Source organism: Pseudosulfitobacter sp. SM2401 (assembly GCF_042932805.1).
Classification (GTDB): domain Bacteria; phylum Pseudomonadota; class Alphaproteobacteria; order Rhodobacterales; family Rhodobacteraceae; genus Ascidiaceihabitans.
Genome location: NZ_CP170633.1, coordinates 141,083 through 159,479 on the forward strand (window position 1 = coordinate 141,083; position 18,397 = coordinate 159,479).

20 protein-coding genes, 1 pseudogene and 1 riboswitch are annotated in these 18,397 nt (G+C 60.1%); of the genes and pseudogenes, 6 read left to right on the forward strand and 15 right to left on the reverse strand.

The window, feature by feature from the left end; all coding sequences use genetic code 11:
- Positions 1 to 13 precede the first annotated feature (13 nt).
- Genes cobF through cbiE form a run of 6 tightly spaced genes read right to left on the reverse strand, consistent with a single transcriptional unit; the run spans position 14 to position 5,127 of the window.
- Positions 14 to 748 carry a precorrin-6A synthase (deacetylating) gene (gene cobF, locus ACFIO0_RS00720; protein WP_390912653.1) on the reverse strand — a complete coding sequence of 245 codons (735 nt, stop codon included), beginning with the start codon at positions 746 to 748 and terminating at the stop codon, positions 14 to 16.
- Complete coding sequence (cobA, locus tag ACFIO0_RS00725; RefSeq protein ID WP_390912655.1) at positions 741 to 1,469, reverse strand: uroporphyrinogen-III C-methyltransferase; 729 nt, start codon at positions 1,467 to 1,469, stop codon at positions 741 to 743. The genes cobF and cobA overlap by 8 nt, the downstream gene beginning before the upstream one ends.
- Positions 1,466 to 2,782, reverse strand: coding sequence for a cobyrinate a,c-diamide synthase (locus ACFIO0_RS00730; RefSeq protein WP_390912657.1), 1,317 nt, complete (start codon positions 2,780 to 2,782; stop codon positions 1,466 to 1,468). Before ACFIO0_RS00730 ends, cobA begins: the two co-directional genes overlap by 4 nt.
- On the reverse strand, positions 2,775 to 3,569 hold the full coding sequence (cobM, locus tag ACFIO0_RS00735; RefSeq protein ID WP_390912659.1) for a precorrin-4 C(11)-methyltransferase: 795 nt from the start codon (positions 3,567 to 3,569) through the stop codon (positions 2,775 to 2,777). The genes ACFIO0_RS00730 and cobM overlap by 8 nt, the downstream gene beginning before the upstream one ends.
- A complete protein-coding gene (locus tag ACFIO0_RS00740) occupies positions 3,566 to 3,934 on the reverse strand; it encodes a cobalamin biosynthesis protein (RefSeq protein WP_390912661.1) in 369 nt (122 codons plus the stop codon). Before ACFIO0_RS00740 ends, cobM begins: the two co-directional genes overlap by 4 nt.
- A complete protein-coding gene (gene cbiE, locus ACFIO0_RS00745) occupies positions 3,931 to 5,127 on the reverse strand; it encodes a precorrin-6y C5,15-methyltransferase (decarboxylating) subunit CbiE (RefSeq protein ID WP_390912663.1) in 1,197 nt (398 codons plus the stop codon). The genes ACFIO0_RS00740 and cbiE overlap by 4 nt, the downstream gene beginning before the upstream one ends.
- On the opposite strand from cbiE, the gene ACFIO0_RS00750 reads away from it, so the two are divergent.
- Positions 5,126 to 5,881 (forward strand): cobalt-precorrin-6A reductase, encoded by a 756-nt coding sequence (locus ACFIO0_RS00750; RefSeq protein WP_390912665.1) that lies wholly within the window; start codon positions 5,126 to 5,128, stop codon positions 5,879 to 5,881. The genes cbiE and ACFIO0_RS00750 overlap by 2 nt on opposite strands.
- Here the strand turns inward: ACFIO0_RS00750 and cobJ are convergent.
- From cobJ to ACFIO0_RS00785, 7 genes are read right to left on the reverse strand one after another with little or no spacing between them, the layout of a single operon-like run.
- Positions 5,854 to 6,606: a precorrin-3B C(17)-methyltransferase gene (gene cobJ / locus ACFIO0_RS00755; protein ID WP_390912667.1), complete on the reverse strand. Its 753-nt coding sequence runs from the start codon at positions 6,604 to 6,606 to the stop codon at positions 5,854 to 5,856. The genes ACFIO0_RS00750 and cobJ overlap by 28 nt on opposite strands.
- Complete coding sequence (locus tag ACFIO0_RS00760; RefSeq protein WP_390912669.1) at positions 6,603 to 7,331, reverse strand: precorrin-2 C(20)-methyltransferase; 729 nt, start codon at positions 7,329 to 7,331, stop codon at positions 6,603 to 6,605. The genes cobJ and ACFIO0_RS00760 overlap by 4 nt, the downstream gene beginning before the upstream one ends.
- The gene (locus tag ACFIO0_RS00765; RefSeq protein ID WP_390912671.1) at positions 7,328 to 7,957 is read right to left on the reverse strand and encodes a precorrin-8X methylmutase; all 630 of its coding nucleotides are present in this window, start codon (positions 7,955 to 7,957) and stop codon (positions 7,328 to 7,330) included. Before ACFIO0_RS00765 ends, ACFIO0_RS00760 begins: the two co-directional genes overlap by 4 nt.
- On the reverse strand, positions 7,958 to 9,088 hold the full coding sequence (locus ACFIO0_RS00770; protein WP_390912673.1) for a cobalamin biosynthesis protein CobG: 1,131 nt from the start codon (positions 9,086 to 9,088) through the stop codon (positions 7,958 to 7,960).
- Entirely contained in the window at positions 9,085 to 12,369 is a 3,285-nt protein-coding gene (gene cobN, locus ACFIO0_RS00775; RefSeq protein WP_390912675.1) for a cobaltochelatase subunit CobN, read from the reverse strand. Before cobN ends, ACFIO0_RS00770 begins: the two co-directional genes overlap by 4 nt.
- Positions 12,370 to 12,373: 4 nt before the next feature.
- Entirely contained in the window at positions 12,374 to 13,408 is a 1,035-nt protein-coding gene (gene cobW, locus ACFIO0_RS00780; RefSeq protein WP_390912677.1) for a cobalamin biosynthesis protein CobW, read from the reverse strand.
- On the reverse strand, positions 13,405 to 13,800 hold the full coding sequence (locus ACFIO0_RS00785; RefSeq protein ID WP_390912679.1) for a DUF1636 family protein: 396 nt from the start codon (positions 13,798 to 13,800) through the stop codon (positions 13,405 to 13,407). The genes cobW and ACFIO0_RS00785 overlap by 4 nt, the downstream gene beginning before the upstream one ends.
- A 92-nt stretch (positions 13,801 to 13,892) precedes the next feature.
- A riboswitch (cobalamin riboswitch) is annotated at positions 13,893 to 14,117 on the reverse strand.
- A gap of 39 nt (positions 14,118 to 14,156) precedes the next feature.
- Here ACFIO0_RS00785 and cobO point away from each other — a divergent pair.
- The 3 genes and pseudogenes from cobO to ACFIO0_RS00800 form a co-directional block, all read left to right on the forward strand.
- Positions 14,157 to 14,765, forward strand: coding sequence for a cob(I)yrinic acid a,c-diamide adenosyltransferase (gene cobO / locus ACFIO0_RS00790; RefSeq protein ID WP_390912681.1), 609 nt, complete (start codon positions 14,157 to 14,159; stop codon positions 14,763 to 14,765).
- 86 nt (positions 14,766 to 14,851) lie between these two features.
- Positions 14,852 to 15,313 carry a hypothetical protein gene (locus ACFIO0_RS00795; protein WP_390912683.1) on the forward strand — a complete coding sequence of 154 codons (462 nt, stop codon included), beginning with the start codon at positions 14,852 to 14,854 and terminating at the stop codon, positions 15,311 to 15,313.
- A pseudogene (locus ACFIO0_RS00800) lies at positions 15,312 to 15,449 on the forward strand (cob(I)yrinic acid a,c-diamide adenosyltransferase); the annotation flags it as partial. The gene ACFIO0_RS00795 and the pseudogene ACFIO0_RS00800, both read left to right, overlap by 2 nt.
- Positions 15,450 to 15,485: 36 nt before the next feature.
- On the opposite strand, the gene ACFIO0_RS00805 reads toward ACFIO0_RS00800, so the two are convergent.
- Positions 15,486 to 15,851 carry a hypothetical protein gene (locus ACFIO0_RS00805; protein ID WP_390912685.1) on the reverse strand — a complete coding sequence of 122 codons (366 nt, stop codon included), beginning with the start codon at positions 15,849 to 15,851 and terminating at the stop codon, positions 15,486 to 15,488.
- Positions 15,852 to 16,017: 166 nt separating this feature from the next.
- Between ACFIO0_RS00805 and ACFIO0_RS00810 the strand changes: the two genes are divergently transcribed.
- The gene (locus ACFIO0_RS00810; protein WP_390912687.1) at positions 16,018 to 17,466 is read left to right on the forward strand and encodes a cobyric acid synthase; all 1,449 of its coding nucleotides are present in this window, start codon (positions 16,018 to 16,020) and stop codon (positions 17,464 to 17,466) included.
- A 63-nt stretch (positions 17,467 to 17,529) separates the two neighbouring features.
- The gene (locus tag ACFIO0_RS00815; protein WP_390912689.1) at positions 17,530 to 17,925 is read left to right on the forward strand and encodes a rhodanese-like domain-containing protein; all 396 of its coding nucleotides are present in this window, start codon (positions 17,530 to 17,532) and stop codon (positions 17,923 to 17,925) included.
- Between the two features lie 3 nt (positions 17,926 to 17,928).
- Here the strand turns inward: ACFIO0_RS00815 and hpaR are convergent, their stop codons facing one another.
- Positions 17,929 to 18,372, reverse strand: coding sequence for a homoprotocatechuate degradation operon regulator HpaR (gene hpaR, locus ACFIO0_RS00820; RefSeq protein ID WP_390912691.1), 444 nt, complete (start codon positions 18,370 to 18,372; stop codon positions 17,929 to 17,931).
- Between the last annotated feature and the right edge of the window lie 25 nt (positions 18,373 to 18,397).

Below are 18,397 nucleotides of genomic sequence, written 5' to 3' on the forward strand. Positions count from 1 at the left end.
CGCAAGAGGCGACTTACGTGCGGCGGCGCAATAAATACGCGTCCATGATCCAGCCGTGATCGGCGCGGGCCTGTGCACGGGTTTCGATGATGTCCGCACAGACGTCTGCCAGCGGGCCGGACCGGATCACTTGGTTCTCCATCCCCAAATAGGCACCCCACCAGATGTCGTAGTCTGCCAAGGCCAAGGTTTGGAAGGCGCAGTTTCCATCCAGCATGAACACTGCCGTATCCGCATCTTTGGGCCAGCCATGGTCGCGTAATTGACGGCCTGTGGCCACAACAAACGGCGCGCCAATGTCGTTGATCGGGATGGCATGGGCGGCGGTAAGCGCTTGTAAAGACGTGATGCCTGCGATCACTTTGATCTTGGGGTAGGGCGTTAGGCGCGACGCGATCCGCAGCGAACTGTCGTACAGCGACGGATCCCCCCAGATCAGCAGGGCCGCAGTTTCGGCCGTGCCGGCAGCCGCTTTCCACGCCTCGGCAATCGCGTCGTGCCAAAGATCGACGTTGTTCAGATAATCGCCATCAGCTGCGCGGGTGGGCAGATCGAATTCGATGATTTTTGCGGCACAGTCTGGCGCGACAGTGTCGATGATCTGACGGCGCAAATCCGCGAGGTCGGATTTTTGATCGCCCTTGCGCGGAATCAGAATCGTTTCGGCCCGCTGAATGGCGCGCGCGCCCTCGAATGTCAGGTGGTCTGGATTGCCAGTCCCGATGCCGATCAGGGTCAGTTCACGCATCGTCATCATCCGCAAGCGGGCCGTACAGGATCAGGGCAGCGGCGGTGCCGATTTCGGAGGCCAAATCATCGGCCAATTGTTGGATCGTGGTGCGGCGCAAAACTTGGTCAGGGGTGCTGACGGCCTCGGCCAACAAGGCGGGCGTGTCGGCGGGCAAACCATGGGCAATCAACTGCGCGGCAAGGGCGGGAAACGTGCGTTTGCCCATGAACACAACCGTGGTCGCCTTTGGGTCGGCCAATGCGGTCAAGTTCGCATCATCGGGCAGCATGCCGTTCACGTCATGGCCGGTCACAAACTGCACACGACGCGCGGTCAAACGACGGGTCAGCGGAATGCCAGCAGCGGCTGCGGCGGCACAAGCCGATGGAATTCCTGGAATAATTTCGTAGGGGATGCCCGCAGCTTTCAGTGCAACCATTTCTTCCTCGAGGCGACCGAACATGCCACCATCGCCGCTTTTCAAGCGAACAACGCGCGCGCCTGTGGCCGCGTAGTCAACCAGCAATTGCGACACGTGGGACTGTTTGGGCGATGCGCGACCGGCGCGTTTGCCGACGCCAACCAGATCCGCGCCCGCCGCCGCATGGGTCAGGATCGGGCCAGAGGACAGGTCGTCAAACAGCACCGCTTCGGCCCGTTTCAAACGGTCCACGGCCTTAAGCGTCAGCAGCTCTGGATCACCGGGACCGGAGCCCACAAAGCTGACAAAACCCGTCACGATTCTGCCTCGGCGATCAGGTGGAAAAACGTACCGGTCGTGTGGCCTTTGATCGATCCGGTTTCGGGCACGGGCGCACCTTCGGCGTCCAAAACCTCGGCCAAGGGGGCATCCGGTTCTTCGAGGATTGTCGAGTAGTGGAATTCGTGCCCGCGCAAAGTCGCGCCTGCCTCGAACCCCGGCATTGGCGCACCAAGCTGCGCCTTACGATACCCCAAATGGAACTTTCGTTTTTCATACGAGGTCACCAGCCCGAGCAGTCCGAGCATCTCGTGACTGTTGCCTTCTTTGTCGATCAGCGCCTGACCCAGTGCCATGTAGCCACCGCATTCGCCGTGAACGGGCCGGGTTTCGGCGTGCTGAAGCATCGCCTTACGAAACGTCTGGGCGGCGGCCAATTGACCTGCGTGCAATTCCGGATAGCCACCGGGCAACCAGACCAGATCAGCGTCTGCTGCGGGGGCCTCATCAGCCAGCGGTGAAAACGGTGTGATCTCTGCGCCCGCCGCGCGCCACCCTGCCAGCAAATGCGGGTAGGTGAACGAAAACGCCGCATCTTGGGCCAGCGCGATTTTCTGCGCAGGTGGTTTCGGCAAAGACCCGGGCACCAGCGTTTCGCCGCCTGTTGCTGCCGCTTTGATCGCCTCTAGATCGACGTTCTCGCGCAAGAAATCAGCGTAGCCGGAAATCGCGGCCTCAAGGTCGGGATGTTCGAAGGCTTGGATCAGCCCAAGGTGGCGTTCGGGTAGGGCCAGATCACCGCGACGGGGCAAGCTGCCGAGCACTTTGATGCCATGCGCCTCCATCCCCAAACGGGTCAAACGTTCGTGGCGCGGGCTGGCAACGCGGTTCAGGATCACGCCGGCAAAATTCAGATCGGGACGGTATTCGCGAAAGCCCAAGGCGACGGCGGCGGCCGATTGTGCTTGGCCCGAAACGTCGATCACAAGGATCACGCCCCAGCCCATTTTGGCCGCCGTTTCAGCGCTGGTGCCGTGACCGGTTTCGCCCGCAAACGCGACGCCGTCGTACAGGCCCATCGAGCCCTCGGCGATAACAATGTCGGCCCCTGCGGATTGCGCCGAAATCGCGCCAAGCAACCCTTCGTTCATCGCCCAGGTGTCGAAATTAAACGACGCACGACCAGCGGCTGCCCGGTGGAACGCGGGGTCGATGTAGTCAGGTCCGCTTTTGAACGGTTGCACGGCCAGACCGTCTTGGGCCAATGCACGCAACAACCCCAGCATCACCGTGGTTTTTCCAGTGCCGGAACTGGGCGCTGAAATCAGCAGACCTTTTGGTGGATTACTCATCTTTTTCACTCCAGCTGGCCCACGGGCTGTCGGCGGTTTGAGGGCGGTAGCGGCGGTCGTAGTCGGTGGAATACAGGCAGCTTTCGTCGAAGCCTTCGCCCGCCAACGCAGGGCCAACAAGGATCAACGCGGTGCGCGCGATTTGGGGCGTGATGACGTCTGCGATGGTCGACAGGGTCGCGCGGATGATTTGTTCGTCCGGCCAAGAGGCGCGGTAGACAACGGCCACGGGGCAGTCATCGCCGTAATTCGGGGTCAGATCGGCCACAACCGTGTCGAGGTTCTGGATTGACAAGTGGATCGCGAGGGTGGCGCCAGTGGCGGCGAAATTGGTAAGGCTTTCGCCCGCGGGCATCGACGATGCGCGCCCTTGCGTGCGGGTCAACACGACGGATTGGGCAAGGCCTGGCAGGGTTAATTCCGTGCCCAACGCGGCGGCGGCCGCGGCAAATGACGGCACACCGGGCGTCACGCTGACGGGGATTTGTGCGGTGCGCAACCGGCGCATTTGTTCCCCCATCGCGGACCATACGGACAAGTCGCCCGAGTGCAATCGCGCAACGTCTTTGCCTGCGTCCGTGGCAGTTTGGCAGGCCGCAATGATCTGGTCTAAATCCATGCCAGCGGTATTGATGATTTCGGCCCCCTCAGGGCAATGGCCGAGGATTTCCTCGGGCACAAGCGACCCCGCGTACAGGCAAACTGGGCAGGCGGCGATGATGTCGCGGCCGCGCAAGGTCAGCAGGTCAGGCGCGCCGGGGCCTGCGCCAATAAAGTGAACGGTCATGGGGTGGCTCCTTTGGCAATGGCGCATGTGGCGGTGCGGTCATCTGATATTTTACGGGTGGCAAGCAGGGCGGCGTTTGGGCCAGCGGCGGCAAGCGCTGCGGCCTCGGCCACCGATCCGATGCGACGCATCATGCGGCTGACAACGGACTGCGTGTGGGTTTGGACGGCTTCCAATTGATGCGGCTGGATTGGCAAAACCAACAGGCCGCGCGATTTGGCAAAGTCCAAAATGACGGGTGCTTTGATCTTGTCTTCGGGCGTTGCGAGCACGGACACAGAGGTCGCGTAGCCCGTCGCGTCCAGCGCATCTGCCAGACTGTCGGGCGTTGCCTTGCTGTTGAATCCGAGCCCGGCGACGATCATCGTGTCACGCTCCATTGCACAATCGGATAGGCGCTGGACCAGCCGCGTTTTGACCCCAGCGGTTTGGAGTGCGCCAGTTCGATCCGCAGCAATTCGCCGCCCCTATGACCATGCCATTTGGCAAGCAACGCCTCGGCCTCTAGCGTGACGGCATTGGCAACGATGCGGGTGCCCATCGGGACCGTTTGCCATAGCGCGTCCAGCAGCTGTTGACTGACGCCGCCACCGATGAAAACGACATCGGGTTTTGGCAATCCTGCGATGACGTCCAGCGCCGCGGCGTTGACGATCTTTAGACGGTCCACCCCCAGATGGAGTGCGTTCTGCGTGGCGCGTTCGGCGCGAGTCGGATCAACCTCGACCGCCGTGGCGCTGAGCGAGGGATGCGACAACAACCATTCAATCGCGATGGAGCCCGAGCCTGCGCCGAGATCCCACAAATGTTCGCCAAATGCAGGGGCCAAGGCCGACAATGTCAACGCGCGCACCGGACGTTTGGTGATCTGACCGTCGTTTGCAAACAGCGCGTCAGCGCGACCGCTCGCGTGGGTGAATTCCGCGCCTTTGCCCGAAATTTTCAAGGCGACACACACAGGGTGCGCGATGTCTGCGGGCAATGTGGCAGGCACCGCTGTGCGAACCTTTTGGCGCGGACCACCCAAGGCCTCCATCACCGTCATCTCTGTGTCGCCAAATCCAAGCCCCTCAAGGTAGGCCCCCAAATCAGCCACAGCCGCACCGTCGCGCAGCAACACAATCGCCTGTGCATCGTGCCCCAGATGCGGACGCAAACGCGACAGCGGCGCGGCATGCAAACCAATGCAAATGGTGTCCTCAAGCGGCCAACCCATGTGCGCGGCGGCCAGGGAAAACGTCGCCGGACCTGCCAGCGCACGCCATTCGGCTGGCGCAAAATTGCGCGCCAAAACCGACCCGGCACCGTACCAAAACGGATCACCAGAGGCCAAGACCACCACGCGGTGACCACGCAAACCTGCCAAAATGGGAATGCCGTTTGAAAACGGGATTGGCCATTCGATGCGGTCGGCTTTGAGGTCAGGCAACAACGCCAAATGGCGCGGTGCCCCCATGATGATTTCGGCGTCCTCAAGGGCTTTCAGGCTTGCGGGGCTCATGGCTTCTGGTCCATCTTCGCCCAAGCCCACAATGGTTAACCAAGGAGTTTCAGACATGGCACACACCCTCCTGATCCTTGGTGGCACAACCGAAGCTACGGCCCTTGCCATCGCGGTGCACGAGGTTGGTATCACCGCCACATTTTCCTACGCGGGACGGGTTGCGCGCCCCAAGCGGCAACCCCTGCCGACGCGCATCGGTGGCTTTGGTGGCGTGGACGGTTTGGTGAACTACATCCACGAAAACGGCATCACGCACGTCGTCGATGCGACCCATCCGTTTGCCGCACAAATGAGCATGAACGCTGTTGACGCATGCGGGCAAACGGGCACGCAGCTGATTGCTTTGACCCGCCCCAAATGGCAGCCCGAAACCGGTGACAACTGGACCCACGTGCCGGATATCGACGCCGCAGTGGCCGCGCTGCGCGGTCCGTCCAAAAACGTGATGCTGGCGATTGGGCGCATGCATCTGGACGCTTTTGCGCCGCAGCCCCAGCACAGGTATTTGCTGCGCCTCGTCGATGCGCCGGACGGCGAGGTGCCCTTGCCAAACCGTCACATTGTCGTTGATCAAGGCCCGTTTAGCACTGAAAATGACATCGCTTTGATGCGCGAACACGGCGTCGAATTGATCGTCTCCAAAAACGCTGGCGGCACAGGGGCGCGCGCGAAAATTGACGCGGCGCGTACGTTGAATTTGCCGATCATCATGATCGATCGCCCCGCCATTCCAGCGCGCCCAGAGGTCGGTAGTTCGGCGCAGGTTTTGGCGTGGTTGGATCATTCCAGCACCGAGCGCGGCGTGTAAACGATTGGCCCCTGCGGGCGCTCGATAATCCGCGTTTGGGATGAACCCACCAGCACCATCGTGCGCATGTCCGCCATGTCTGGCGTCGTCTGGGACAGCGGCACAATCCGCAGTTCTTCGTCGGCGTGTGACACGTTGCGCGCAAAGATGACGGGACGATCATCGCCGCACGCATCCTTGAGAATTTCGAGCGTTTTGACAAACCCTTCGGGGCGCGATTTGGAACGCGGGTTGTAGAACGCCATTGCGAAATCGGCCTCGGCGGCAAGGCGCAAACGCTTTTCGATAGTGCTCCACGGTTTCAAATTGTCGCTAAGATTTATTGCGCAAAAATCATGGCCCAGCGGCGCACCGGCGCGGGCAGATGCGGCAAGCATCGCGGTGATCCCTGGCAGCACATCGATTTGAATGTCTAGCCATTCCGCAGGGCCCTTTTCCAGCGCTTCGAACACAGCAGCAGCCATGGCAAACACGCCCGGATCACCGGACGAAACGACCACAACCTGTTGCCCCTGCGCCGCCATCTGCAAGGCGTGTTGCGAGCGATCAATTTCGACGCGGTTGTCAGAGCCGTGCAGCGTTAGCCCGTCGCGCGGCGCGACCCGTGCCACGTAGGGAAAGTAGCCAACAACGTCCGTGGCTGTGGCCAACGCGGCGCGCACCTGAGGTGTTACGAGATCCTCGTTTCCAGGCCCAAGGCCGACGATGGAAACGCGTCCCGTCACGGTCGTCTGCCCTGTCCATGCACGATGATGATCGAGAAATACGGGGTGACTTTGTCGCCCGCCTCAGACAGTTTTTGAACGGTTTGGTTCGGCATCTGCGCGAATTCAACCAGCCACGCATCATCGTATTTTCCAGCCGCGCGCAGAGCGTCACGGACCTTGTCGATGTTGCGCCCGATTTTCATCACGACCAGTGCATCGGTGTCGGCCATGCGGCGGCTTAGCTCTGCTTCGGGCAGGGTGCCCATCAGCACGGTCAACACGTCGTCGCCCCACGTGATCGGCGCACCAGTCGCGGTCCAAGCGCCCGACATTCCGGTGATCGCAGGCACGACATCGACGGGGACCACGTCGTTCAGCCGCGTGTACATGTGCATGAACGAGCCGTAGAAAAACGGGTCGCCTTCGCACAGGACAACCACGTCGTTTCCGGCCTCTGCAAGGGCGCGCAGGTGGGCCGCGCAGTCCTCATAAAACGCCGACAGGATTTCGTTGTAGCGCGGATCGGACAGCGGAATTTCGGTGGTGACGGGATATTCCATCGCGAATTCGATGACGCCTTTTGGCAGCAACGGGTCCGCGATTTTGCGCGATTGCCCGGCGCGTCCGGCTTTGCGGAAAAACGCCACGTGTTTGGCACCCCGCACAAGGCGATCTGCCTTGACGCTGAGTAGGTCGGGATTGCCCGGCCCAAGGCCGACGCCGTATATTGTTCCGGTGCTCATTCGATGCGGCTCGCCACCGCATTGATTGCGGCGACGGTGATTGCACTGCCGCCCAATCGGCCTTTGACGATGGCAGATGGGACAGGCCGATCTGCCCAAAGTGCGTCCTTGCTTTCGGCCGCGCCGATGAACCCGACAGGGCAGCCGATGATCGCTGCAGGGCGAGGGCAGGTGGGGTCTTCGAGCATGTTCAGCAAGTGGAACAAGGCGGTTGGCGCGTTGCCAATCGCGACCAAAGCACCGTCCAAGTGCGGGCGCCAAAGTTCAAGTGCCGCGGCCGATCGCGTGTTGCCCATTTCGGCGGCCATGCCCGGAACGCGCGGATCGCGCAAGGTGCAGATGACCTGATTGTCGGCGGGCATGCGTTTGCGCGTTACCCCTTCGGACACCATGTGCGCGTCACACAAGATCGGCGCGCCTGCCTCAAGAGCGGCGCGCGCCACCGTTCCAAAGTCGTCGGAAAAGTGGATGAATTCGGCCAAGCCAACCATGCCGGCTGCGTGGATCATGCGCACGGCGAACATCTCATTGTCGCCTTTAAAACGGGTCAGGTCAGCCTCGCGCCGGATGGTCGCAAAGCTGTCTTTGTAAATGGCCGCGCCACTTTTTTCGTACTCGTAAGGCATTCAACGTGGTCCTATTTCTTTGACGGCTTGTTCAAGCGTGAGCCCGCACAGCGATGGCACATCCCACGGATGTCCGTTTTGAACAAGGTCAAACGCGCCGTCATTGCCGACCAGAACGACATCTGCGGGGCGTGGGCGGGCGCAGCCTTTGGCACAGCCTGAGACGTGCAGGGTTTGGCCGCTCAGGTGGGGGGCAATTGCGTTTGCAACGTCGCGTGTGGCGATGGATGCGGCGGGGCAGGCAGGCGCACCAGAGCAGGCATCGACACGCAATCGTGCATCGTTGGGTTCAGTGATGAACGTGGTCGCTGTCGGTTGCGCATCCAGCAGCAAGAATTGGCGAAACGGCGTGACGATCATCGCGGTCGCGTTTGATTTTTCCACGAGCCTGGCAAGGTCTGCGGCGGGCATGCTACCGAACGGCGCGCCGTAGATTTGACCGGCCTTAATTTTTCCCGGGGTCAGCATCGGCGCGCGCGCTCCGGTTGTTTCGCACGCGAAACAATGGGGCAGAGGTGTTGCCGCAAGATGTGGGGCCATGCGCCGGATGTCGTTGGTTTTCGACGTCTGAAACCACCGTGCGAGGGTTAACACCGCGTCAATGGCCGTGTCTGGAGTGACCGCTTGACCAAGAGGCGATCCATCGGCGCGCACGATCAATCCGCAAGGGGCGGCTTCGATGCGGATATCGGCGGGTGCGTTTTCCAGCTGCCGCGCTCCATCCGCGTCGATGGCAAAACCGAATTTGGCGGGCAATGGCGGGAGATCACCGAGACGGCTGGTCAGGGCGTCGGCAAGGCGTTCGCTTAGGCTGCCTGCTTGGCGCAAAGGGGCGACGATGATGTTGCGGCGGGCCTCGATTTCAGGTGTCTCGTCCAGCAAATCAAGTGCGAGCAAAGCGTCGAGCACGGCTTGGTGTTTGGCCTCATCCACCCCGCGCAATTGCAGGTTGGCGCGGTTGGTCAGGTCGATCAAACCATTGGCATGGGTCCGCGCGATGTCGCACAGGCCAAGGGTTTGTGCAGCACTTAGCTGACCTGCGCGAGGACGCACGCGGATGATCAACCCATCGCCGGACATCATCGGGCGGTAGGCCCCTGGGCACCAGCCTTTGACTGTCGGATCGCTCATTCGCCAGCCGCCATTTGCGCCGCGATCGAATTGCGCCGTGTGGTCCAAAGACCGGCATCGTGCAGGGCTGCAAAACGGTCGCGCATGGCGGCCAACGCCTGCGGATTTGCATCCTCAAGAAACGCGGTGACGGCCGCATCGCCCAATGTTGCATCGTAGTACAGATCGAACAAATGCGCGGGAACGGACCCTGCTAAATGCGCAAAAGTGCCCATGTGATCCAGCGTCATGGCGATTTCGGCGGCACCACGAAATCCGTGCCGTTGCATGCCTGCGATCCATGCGGGATTGGCGGCGCGGGCCCGCACAACGCGCGCGACCTCTTCGGGTAGCGACCGCGCACGGGGCTGGCCGGGAACCGTGTTATCAAGGTGGTACAAGGCGGCCGGGGCACCACCCGTTGCGGCCTTTGCGGCAGCAAAGCCCGCCTCGTGGGTGGCGTAGTCAACGGCCAGCAGAATGTCGGTTTCGGGCAGATCTTGGGGGTGCACAAAGCTGTCGGAATTCTCGATGCGCGCTTTGATCCCTTCGGCGTTTTTCGTGATGTTTTGCCCGTCAAAGGCGTAGGCGCTGGCCTTGAGCCATGCCTCGCCCGCAGCCTTTCGGCTGGCGTCGTCGTAGGTGTCGACCAGCGCGCCCATGCCAAGGCCGTAGCTGCCCGGCGCGGGCCCAAACACGCGGTCTTCGGCGATTTTGCCTGCGTAGGGGTTCCAGTCCGGTGCTTCGTCGCGGGCGCTGAGGGCCCGGATTGCTTGGGCAAACAAGGCCGATAGGCTGGGAAACACGTCGCGAAACAGGCCTGAGACGCGCAGGGTCACGTCCAGCCGTGGGCGGTCGAGTTCGGTGATCGGCAAGATTTCTATGCCCGACACCCGTTCGGATCCTTTGTCCCAAACGGGCCGCACGCCGAGCAAATGCAGCGCCATGGCGAATTCCTCGCCCGCCGTGCGCATGGTGGCAGAGCCCCAAAGGTCGACGATCAGGCCCTTTGGGTAGTCGCCTTCGTCTTGCAAATGGCGGCGCACGAGTTCTTCAGCGAGCTTGACGCCTTGGGCATAGGCCGAGCGTGTCGGCACCGATCGCGGGTCTGTCGTGAACAGATTTCGACCTGTTGGCAGCACGTCCGTGCGACCGCGATAGGGGGAACCGGATGGCCCCGCGTCGATGCGTTTGCCCGCCAATGCGTCGCGTAGCCCGTCGCGTTCGCCCGTGGCTGCGGCGTGCCCGTCGAAGTTGGGCATGATGTCGGGCGTGCGCCCGTAGATGTGCAGCCCGTCGCCAAACTGGCTTTCCTTGATGTCACAGACGAAGCGGTCAATGCGGGTGATCGCTTCGGCGGTGGAGGAGGCTTGGTCAAGGCCGAGGTCTGCTTCGACGCCAATGGCTTGGGCTTCGGCGCGGATATCGGATTGCAGGCGGTCGCGGCGGCGCGGGTCAAGCCCGTCGGCGTTGGAGAATTCGTCAAGCAGGGTTTCAAGGCGGATGAATTGGTCCGGGGTTTCACTTTGTTTGAGGGCGGGCGGGATGTGGCCCAAAGTGAGCGCGCCGATGCGCCGTTTTGCTTGGGCCGCTTCGCCAGGGTCATTGACGATGAAGGGGTAAATGACGGGAGTCGCGCCGATGAGGGCGGTTGGCCAGCATTCGTTTGAGAGCGCGACTGCCTTGCCCGGTAGCCATTCGAGGGTGCCGTGTGCGCCGACGTGGATCAGGGCGTCGATGCCTTGGGATTTGAGCCAGAGGTAGAAGGCGACGTAGCCGTGGCGTGGGGTGCGCGACAGGTCGTGATAGTCGTCTTCCCGTGCTGCGACTTCGCCCCGTTCCGGTTGCAGGGCGACCAGCGCCGCACCCCTGCGGGTGGCGGGAAAACGCAGCTCAGTTCCGACGCACATTGGGTCGTCTGACGGGCTGCCCCATGCCTGTTGCAAGTCGGACTGTAGCTGGGCGGGGAGGGTTTGAAGGGCGGTTTCGTAGTTTTTGAGCGGCCATGAGATTGTGTTTTGCAGAGCATTTTCAAGCGGTTCGCCGGCGTCGATCTGCCAACCTTGCGCGCTGAGATCATCAAGGATTGCGTCAGTCGAGGCGAGGGCGTCTAGCCCAACAGCATGCGCCATGTTCCAGTCTCGACCGGGGTAGGTGGACAGAACGATGGCTGTTTGTTTGTCCGATTGGGCCGTTTTGGCGAGGCTGATCCAGCCCATGACTTGGTCGGTGATTGCGGTGATCCGCTCTGGCACGGGGCGGTGGGAAAAGCGCGAATATTGCAAGGCGTCGTCACGTTTGCCCGGTTCTTTGAATGACGCGACACCAGCGAAAATGCGTCCGTCGACTTCGGGTAAAACCACGTGCATGGCAAGGTCGGTTGGGGACAGGCCGCGCTCGGCGTCCTGCCATGCTTTTTGGCGCGAGGTGCCCAGTGCGATCTGGAAAACGGGGACGTTTGCGGCGTCCAGCGGTGAGGTGCCATTTGCGCCTTTGCCGGAGAATGACGTCGCGTTGATGATGGCGTCCGGGGCCAGCTGCGCGACTTGGCGAGCGAGCCATGGGGCGGCGTCCGGTGATTTGAGCGAGGGGGCAAACAGCGCGATGACATCGCAATCTTTGGCACGGAAGGCGTCGAACAAGGCGTTAATCGGGGCCATGTCCGCGGCGGTTAGGTAGGCGCGATAAAAGCTGATCAGGATGCGCGGTTTGTCTGAAGCTGGCAGTGCGAAAACCGGGCACGTGACCCCGTGTTCCGGCGTCCATGCGCCGACGGACGGCATGATTTTTGAGCCACGCACGGGGCCTGCGTACAATCCAGCGGCGAGCGCCAGTTGCGCAAGGGCCGCTTGGGCTGCGATTTCGCCGCCCTGATCACACAGATGCGAGAGGCGGCGTAACGTCGAAACGGGCAGAGTCGACACGTCATCAAGCCGCGTGTCCACACGCCCGTCAGCAGGCAAAACCGCAAGCGCGATGCCTTTGGCGCGACACAGAGTTTCGACCTGCTGCAACCCGTAGGACCAGTAGGCGTAGCCACCGATCAGCCGGATCAGAATGCCCTTCGCGCCGTCCAACGTTTGTTCCACGTAGGTGTCGACAGACAGGGGGTGTTTCAGCGCCGTCAGGTTGGCAAGCCGTAAGGTGGGCGTGTCGCCCACCATCCGTTTGTAGCCCGCCGCGAATGCCCCGAGATCACTGTCGGAGAACGAAAGCACCACGAGATCTGCGGGGCTTTGCCCGAGATCCATGGGGGTTTCGGATTCCTCTAACCCGTGGCTTTCGCGAAAGACGACGTGCATTGCATTAGCCCACGAGTGCGGCGCGGATCGCGTCGGGGTTGACGTCGTCGTGCTCAGCGATAACCACGAGGCGGCCACGGCGTTCTTGCGCCCCCCACGGTTGGTCAAACTGGTGGCGTACGCGGGCACCAACGGCTTGGACCAACAGGCGCATCGGTTTGCCGGTGACAGCCGCGTAGCCTTTGACGCGCAGGATGTTTTGCGACTTGGCCATGGCTTCGATCCGGGCAACGAGGTCTGCGGGATCGTCGATTTCAGGGATTTCGACCACGATGGATTCAAAATCATCGTGTTCGTGATCGTCATGGCCGTCGTGATGCGAGGGGCGGGCGTCCATGTCGTCTTCGGCTGCTGCCTCTAGCCCGAGGATCACGCGCGGGTCGACGATGCCTTCGCTGATTTCAACGATAGGCAATTTGCGTGGTGCTTCGGCTTCGATCACGGCGCGGGCCGATGCGATGCCGTCGGGGCCTGCAAGGTCGGTTTTCGTCAGCAGGATGATGTCGGCGCAGCTGATCTGATCCTCGAACACTTCGGACAGCGGTGTTTCGTGATCAAGGCTGTCGTCGGCTTCGCGCTGGGCGTCGACCGCGGCGACGTTGGGGGCGAAACGACCATCGGCCACGGCTTCGGCGTCCGCCAATGCGATCACACCATCGACGGTGATTTTGGAGCGAATATCTGGCCAGTCAAACGCCTTGAGCAGCGGTTTGGGCAGGGCCAGACCAGAGGTTTCGATCAGGATGTGATCGGGGCGCGGCTCGAGGGCCATCAGTGCTTCGATCGTCGGAATAAAGTCATCGGCGACGGTGCAGCAGATACAGCCGTTCGACAGCTCCATGATGTTTTCCGCAGGGCAATCGGGGATCGCGCAGGATTTCAAAATCTCGCCGTCCACACCCACATCGCCAAATTCATTGACGACGACGGCAAGCCGTTTGCCTTGGGGGTTCTGGATCAGGTGGCGGATCAGCGTGGTTTTACCCGCGCCGAGAAAGCCGGTGATGACGGTGACGGGAAGTTTGGCGAGATCGCTCATTTTACAGCATCCTGTGGCAGGGTCAGTGGTGGAATTCGGGCAACGCAGTTTTTGCGGAAATGTTCGGGGCGTTCGCGCCACGGCACCAGCCCGTCGGCGGTGTTGTAATAGCGTGTCGCGCCGTCAACGATGATGTCGAGCTGGGTGTCGGGATCAAGGTTGCCGTAGACATAGGCGTAGCGATTGCCGCCGCGCACCATGATGTTGCATCCGCCTTTGCAGTTGGTGAAACATTCCACCGCGCGCACGGTGACGCCTTCGGGGAAATCCTGTTCTGCCAGCGCTTTGTGCAAAAGATTGCCGGGGCGCTGCGTGTCGTCTTCGATGGCGCGACCCATTTTGCAGGTCGTGCAGACCAGCAATTCTACAGGTTCTAGATTGGTCTCAGTCATTCATTTGGCCTCAAGAGTTGAGGGAAAGAGTTGGGCCATCCGACACCCTGCACTTCAGGGGATCACATGCCCGGAACACCCCGTCCGGTTTGGTCTACGTCGCGTCTGCTGGCAGGTCTCCCGGCTTGCGGATATCAAGGTTTCCCTTGGCGGTTGCCCATCCTTCCCGACGTGTTGCGTCAGTGGGTTTGGGCGACCTTTCCGGTCACGGTCGCGGGGGCGGCTGCGCTTGGGGGTGATACCATCACGTGGTGTTACCCCTATCGCATTCCCTTTTCACCTGTTCTAGAACAGGCACCAGCACGCAAGGCATTGCCTCTGTGGGCCCTTGTTGTCAAGCATTTGCGGAGCATCCCATGACCGATACGAACACCCGTCACACCGAGAAAATGAAAAAGATCAAAGCCGCCCGTGATCGCATGATGGAAACCAAGACCGAAGAGAAGGGTCTGATCGTCGTGCACACGGGGCCGGGCAAAGGCAAATCCTCCAGTGGTTTCGGTATGATAATGCGCTGCATCGCCCATGAAATGCCCTGCGCTGTGGTGCAATTCATCAAGGGAAACTGGGCGACGGGCGAGCGCACGTTTCTGACAGAACGGTTCGCCGACGAGTGCAAATTCATCGTGTCTGGCGAAGGATTTACGTGGGAAACCCAAGACCGCGAACGCGATATTGCGGCAGCGCGCGCAGGCTGGGAACAGGCCAAAGAAGTGATTCTGGACCCCAAGATCCAGTTCGTTTTGCTGGACGAAATCAACATCGCCCTGCGCAATGACTATCTGGATATCGACGAGGTCGTTGAATTCTTGCAAGAACAAAAGCCGTTCATGACGCATGTTGTGTTGACGGGACGCAATGCCAAAGAAGAGCTGATCGAGGCGGCGGATATGGTGACGGAAATGGGCAACGTAAAGCACCCGTTCCGCGATGGGATCAAGGCGCAGAAGGGTGTGGAGTTTTAGGACTAACGCTTTCTTTTGACGGTTAGGGTCATGTCAAACCTGATCCGATATCAAACTAGACGAAAGCTGTTCAGGAAGGAAAGTGAATGGGCGCTGACAATGGAACGGTTCAGGTAAAACCTGATCAAACCCCCGACGAAAACAATTGGCGGGAGTTCTTTGAAAGGCTTCCGGCGTCGGGATGGCGTTGTTCTGTCAACAATCGATTTCAAGCGGCTCCGTTGGGATGCGACGTCTATGACCTTGCCGATCTTGAGGGCAGCGAGAAAGATGTTCTTGATCTGGTGATGGCGAAAATCCGTGCCAAAGAACTGGTCAGTTTCACGCTGTTCCCACCTAAAACGGATAGGGAAATGTGGGCGATGTACGTATCTGAGTATAGCAAAGGCACCATCAGCTTTGTCACGCATGACAGCTATCCGGTTTTAGAAGGCACGATGGTGGCGGATTTCTCAAGAGGCCTGGCGTGGATCGTCCCGATTTGTTTTGAGGCGTTTGGTGTTTTTGAGCTAGAGTGCCATCAGTATGTAGACCGAGAGTCTAGGTGAGAAGCCGCGCGTGGTTTTGATGGGGTGGAGCGCGAAAGAAGAGTTGATCGAGGCGGCGGATCTGGTGACGGAAATGACGCTGGTCAAGCATCCGTTCCGCGATGGGATCAAGGCGCAGAAAGGTGTGGAGTTTTAAGGGACACCCACGTGTCACAGCTTAACCAATTGGCCGTCACTCTATTGTGTATTCCATTTCGTTGTATGATGACCACTCATCGTCAAAAAGGTAACCTTCTATCCAGTCGATGATCCCATTGTCCCACACATGGATGAGCATTCCGCCCACGGGGAACCCTTTGTTCAAGATGTGGAATTCGGATGCGACAAAATCTTTTGAATCCGGTTCGTTAGGTGGGGCCTGAAAGCACTTAACACCAGACACAAATCCGACGGCTGTTAGATCGCGTGAGACGACTTCGTAATCGTCCGGAACGTTTCGCGGCAGGTGAGCATAAATTTCAGGGTGCCGTAGCTCCAACGTTTCCCGAAACAGCTTGATGGCCATTTTTTCAGCCTCAAAGAACGGCGCTTCATCCAATGCTGAGCTCCTCTTGCCGTGCGTTCTGTAAATCCTGAAATGTAGAGGAAATGAAAACCTGATAGCGTTTTTCCATGGATGCGTGCTCGTTATGACTTTACCAACAATGTCAGGCCACAGTGCGGACGTTTCAACCTAGGGTCAAGCAAGCAGGAAAGCGGGCGGTATGAGTAAGGCAATCATGATCCAAGGCACCGGATCCAATGTCGGGAAATCCATGTTGGTGGCGGGCCTGTGTCGCGCGGCAAAGCGACGGGGGCTGAGCGTTGCGCCGTTCAAGCCGCAGAACATGTCGAACAACGCGGCTGTGACCTCTGATGGCGGCGAAATCGGGCGCGCCCAGGCGTTGCAGGCATTGGCCTGTGGTCTAAAACCGCACACCGATATGAACCCCGTTTTGCTAAAACCCGAGACCGATGTCGGATCACAAGTCGTGGTGCAAGGGCACCGTATCGCGACCGTCAAAGCGCGTGAATATGCGAAGCTAAAACCGACGCTGATGACAGCGGTTGTGGAAAGTTTCGAGCGTTTGAAAGCCTCCCATGATCTGGTGATCGTCGAGGGCGCAGGCAGCCCGGCCGAGGTGAATTTGCGCGCCGGTGACATCGCCAACATGGGCTTTTCCCAGGCCGCGGATGTACCCGTAATCTTGTGCGGCGACATCGATCGGGGCGGCGTGATTGCCCAGATCGTCGGCACGCAGGCCGTGATGGACAAGGTCGACAATGCGCGTGTCGCGGGCTTTATGATCAACAAATTTCGCGGCGATCCCAGCCTGTTTGACGACGGCTACGCGATGATCACACAGCACACCGGCTGGCAAGGGTTTGGCGTCGTGCCGTGGTTCACTGATGCATGGCGGTTGCCGGCTGAAGACGCGCTCGATATCCGCTCTGGCCCGCAAAATGGTAGCCTCAAAATCGTTTGTCTGGTGCTGTCGCGCATGGCAAATTTTGACGACATGGACCCGCTGGCACAGGAACCGAACGTGTCGCTGGTGATGCTCAAGGCGGGTGAAGTTATCCCAGCCGACACCAACCTTGTGATCATCCCTGGCAGCAAATCGACCCGCGGCGATCTGGATTATTTGCGCACCCAAGGATGGGACGTGGATTTGGCCGCGCATCAGCGGCGTGGCGGCCATGTTTTGGGGATTTGTGGCGGCTATCAAATGCTTGGCCACACGATCAGTGATCCAGACGGGATCGAAGGCGTAGCGGGCGACAGTGCTGGCCTCGGACTGCTGGATGTTGCGACGCAAATGATCCCCGACAAAAGGCTGAGTACAGTGCGCGCGATGCATGCAAAAACCGACTTGCCGTTCGATGGCTACGAGATCCACATTGGTCGCACGGATGGGCGCGATTGTCAGCGCCCCTTTGCGTTTGTGGACGGCAATCCCGAAGGTGCAGCGTCGCCGGACGGGCGGGTCATGGGCAGCTATCTGCACGGGATGTTTAGCGACGATGCATGGCGCGCGGCGTTCCTGCGCAGCTTGGGCGCAGATGCGGGCGGGTTGTCGTACAGCGGCGCGGTCGAGCAGGCGTTGGATGCCTTGGCAGACCATGTTGAAACGCATTTGGACGTGGCAGGATTGATCGCTGCCGCCCGTTGAATGTGGGGGTGGTTGCAGTTGATTATCGCCCATGGCAGGCTGCGTTAACTCAGGAGAATTGATATGGCGAAAATGAAAATCACAGCCGCTGAAATGGTCGCCGCAGGACGTGCGCGCATTGAGGAAATCGAGACCAGGGATTTGATCGCGATGGTCGATGACCCGGATGTTGTGATCGTCGATATCCGTGATCCACGCGAACGTCAGCGCGGCCATATTCCGGGCAGTTTTCACGCCCCGCGCGGCATGATCGAATTCTGGGTTGATCCCGACAGCCCGTATTTCAAACCGATCTTTGGCGAGGACAAAAAGTTTGTTTTTCACTGCGCGTCTGGCTGGCGTTCGGCGATCACCGTGGCGACGTTGCAAGACATGGGGTTTGACGCCGCCCACCTGAAAGAAGGGTTTTCGACATGGGCTGAACAGGGTGGTCCTGTGGAAATTCCAACGCCGAAATAGCGACTACTTTGACAGGTCGAGATCCTGAAGATCTTCTAACAAATCAAGCAGGTGTTCGAGCTTTTCGCCCCCGAACTGATCTTCGATTTTGTCAAAAAGGGCAACGCTTTCGCCGGCGTGTTCTTCAATCAGCGCGCGTCCCTTTAGAGTGATCGACACGATTGATTTACGCCGGTCCGAGGTGCCCGGTTTGCGCGTCAGCAGCCCATCATTTTCCATCGCGTGCATCAGGCGCGTAAGGCTGGGTAGCAGCAAACAGGCGCGTTTGGCGATCACGGTTTGCTCGACCGGACCGATTTCTTCGACGACCCGCAGCACCCGCCATTTTTGTTCGCTGATTTGGCTGCGCAACAGCATGTCGCGTACGGGTTCCATGATCGTTTCGCGCGCACGCAGCAGGGCGATTGGCAGGGATCGTTTGGTCTGGCGCAATTTTGGGGATGTCATGAGGCCGCTCTTGTTGGTTTGCCCC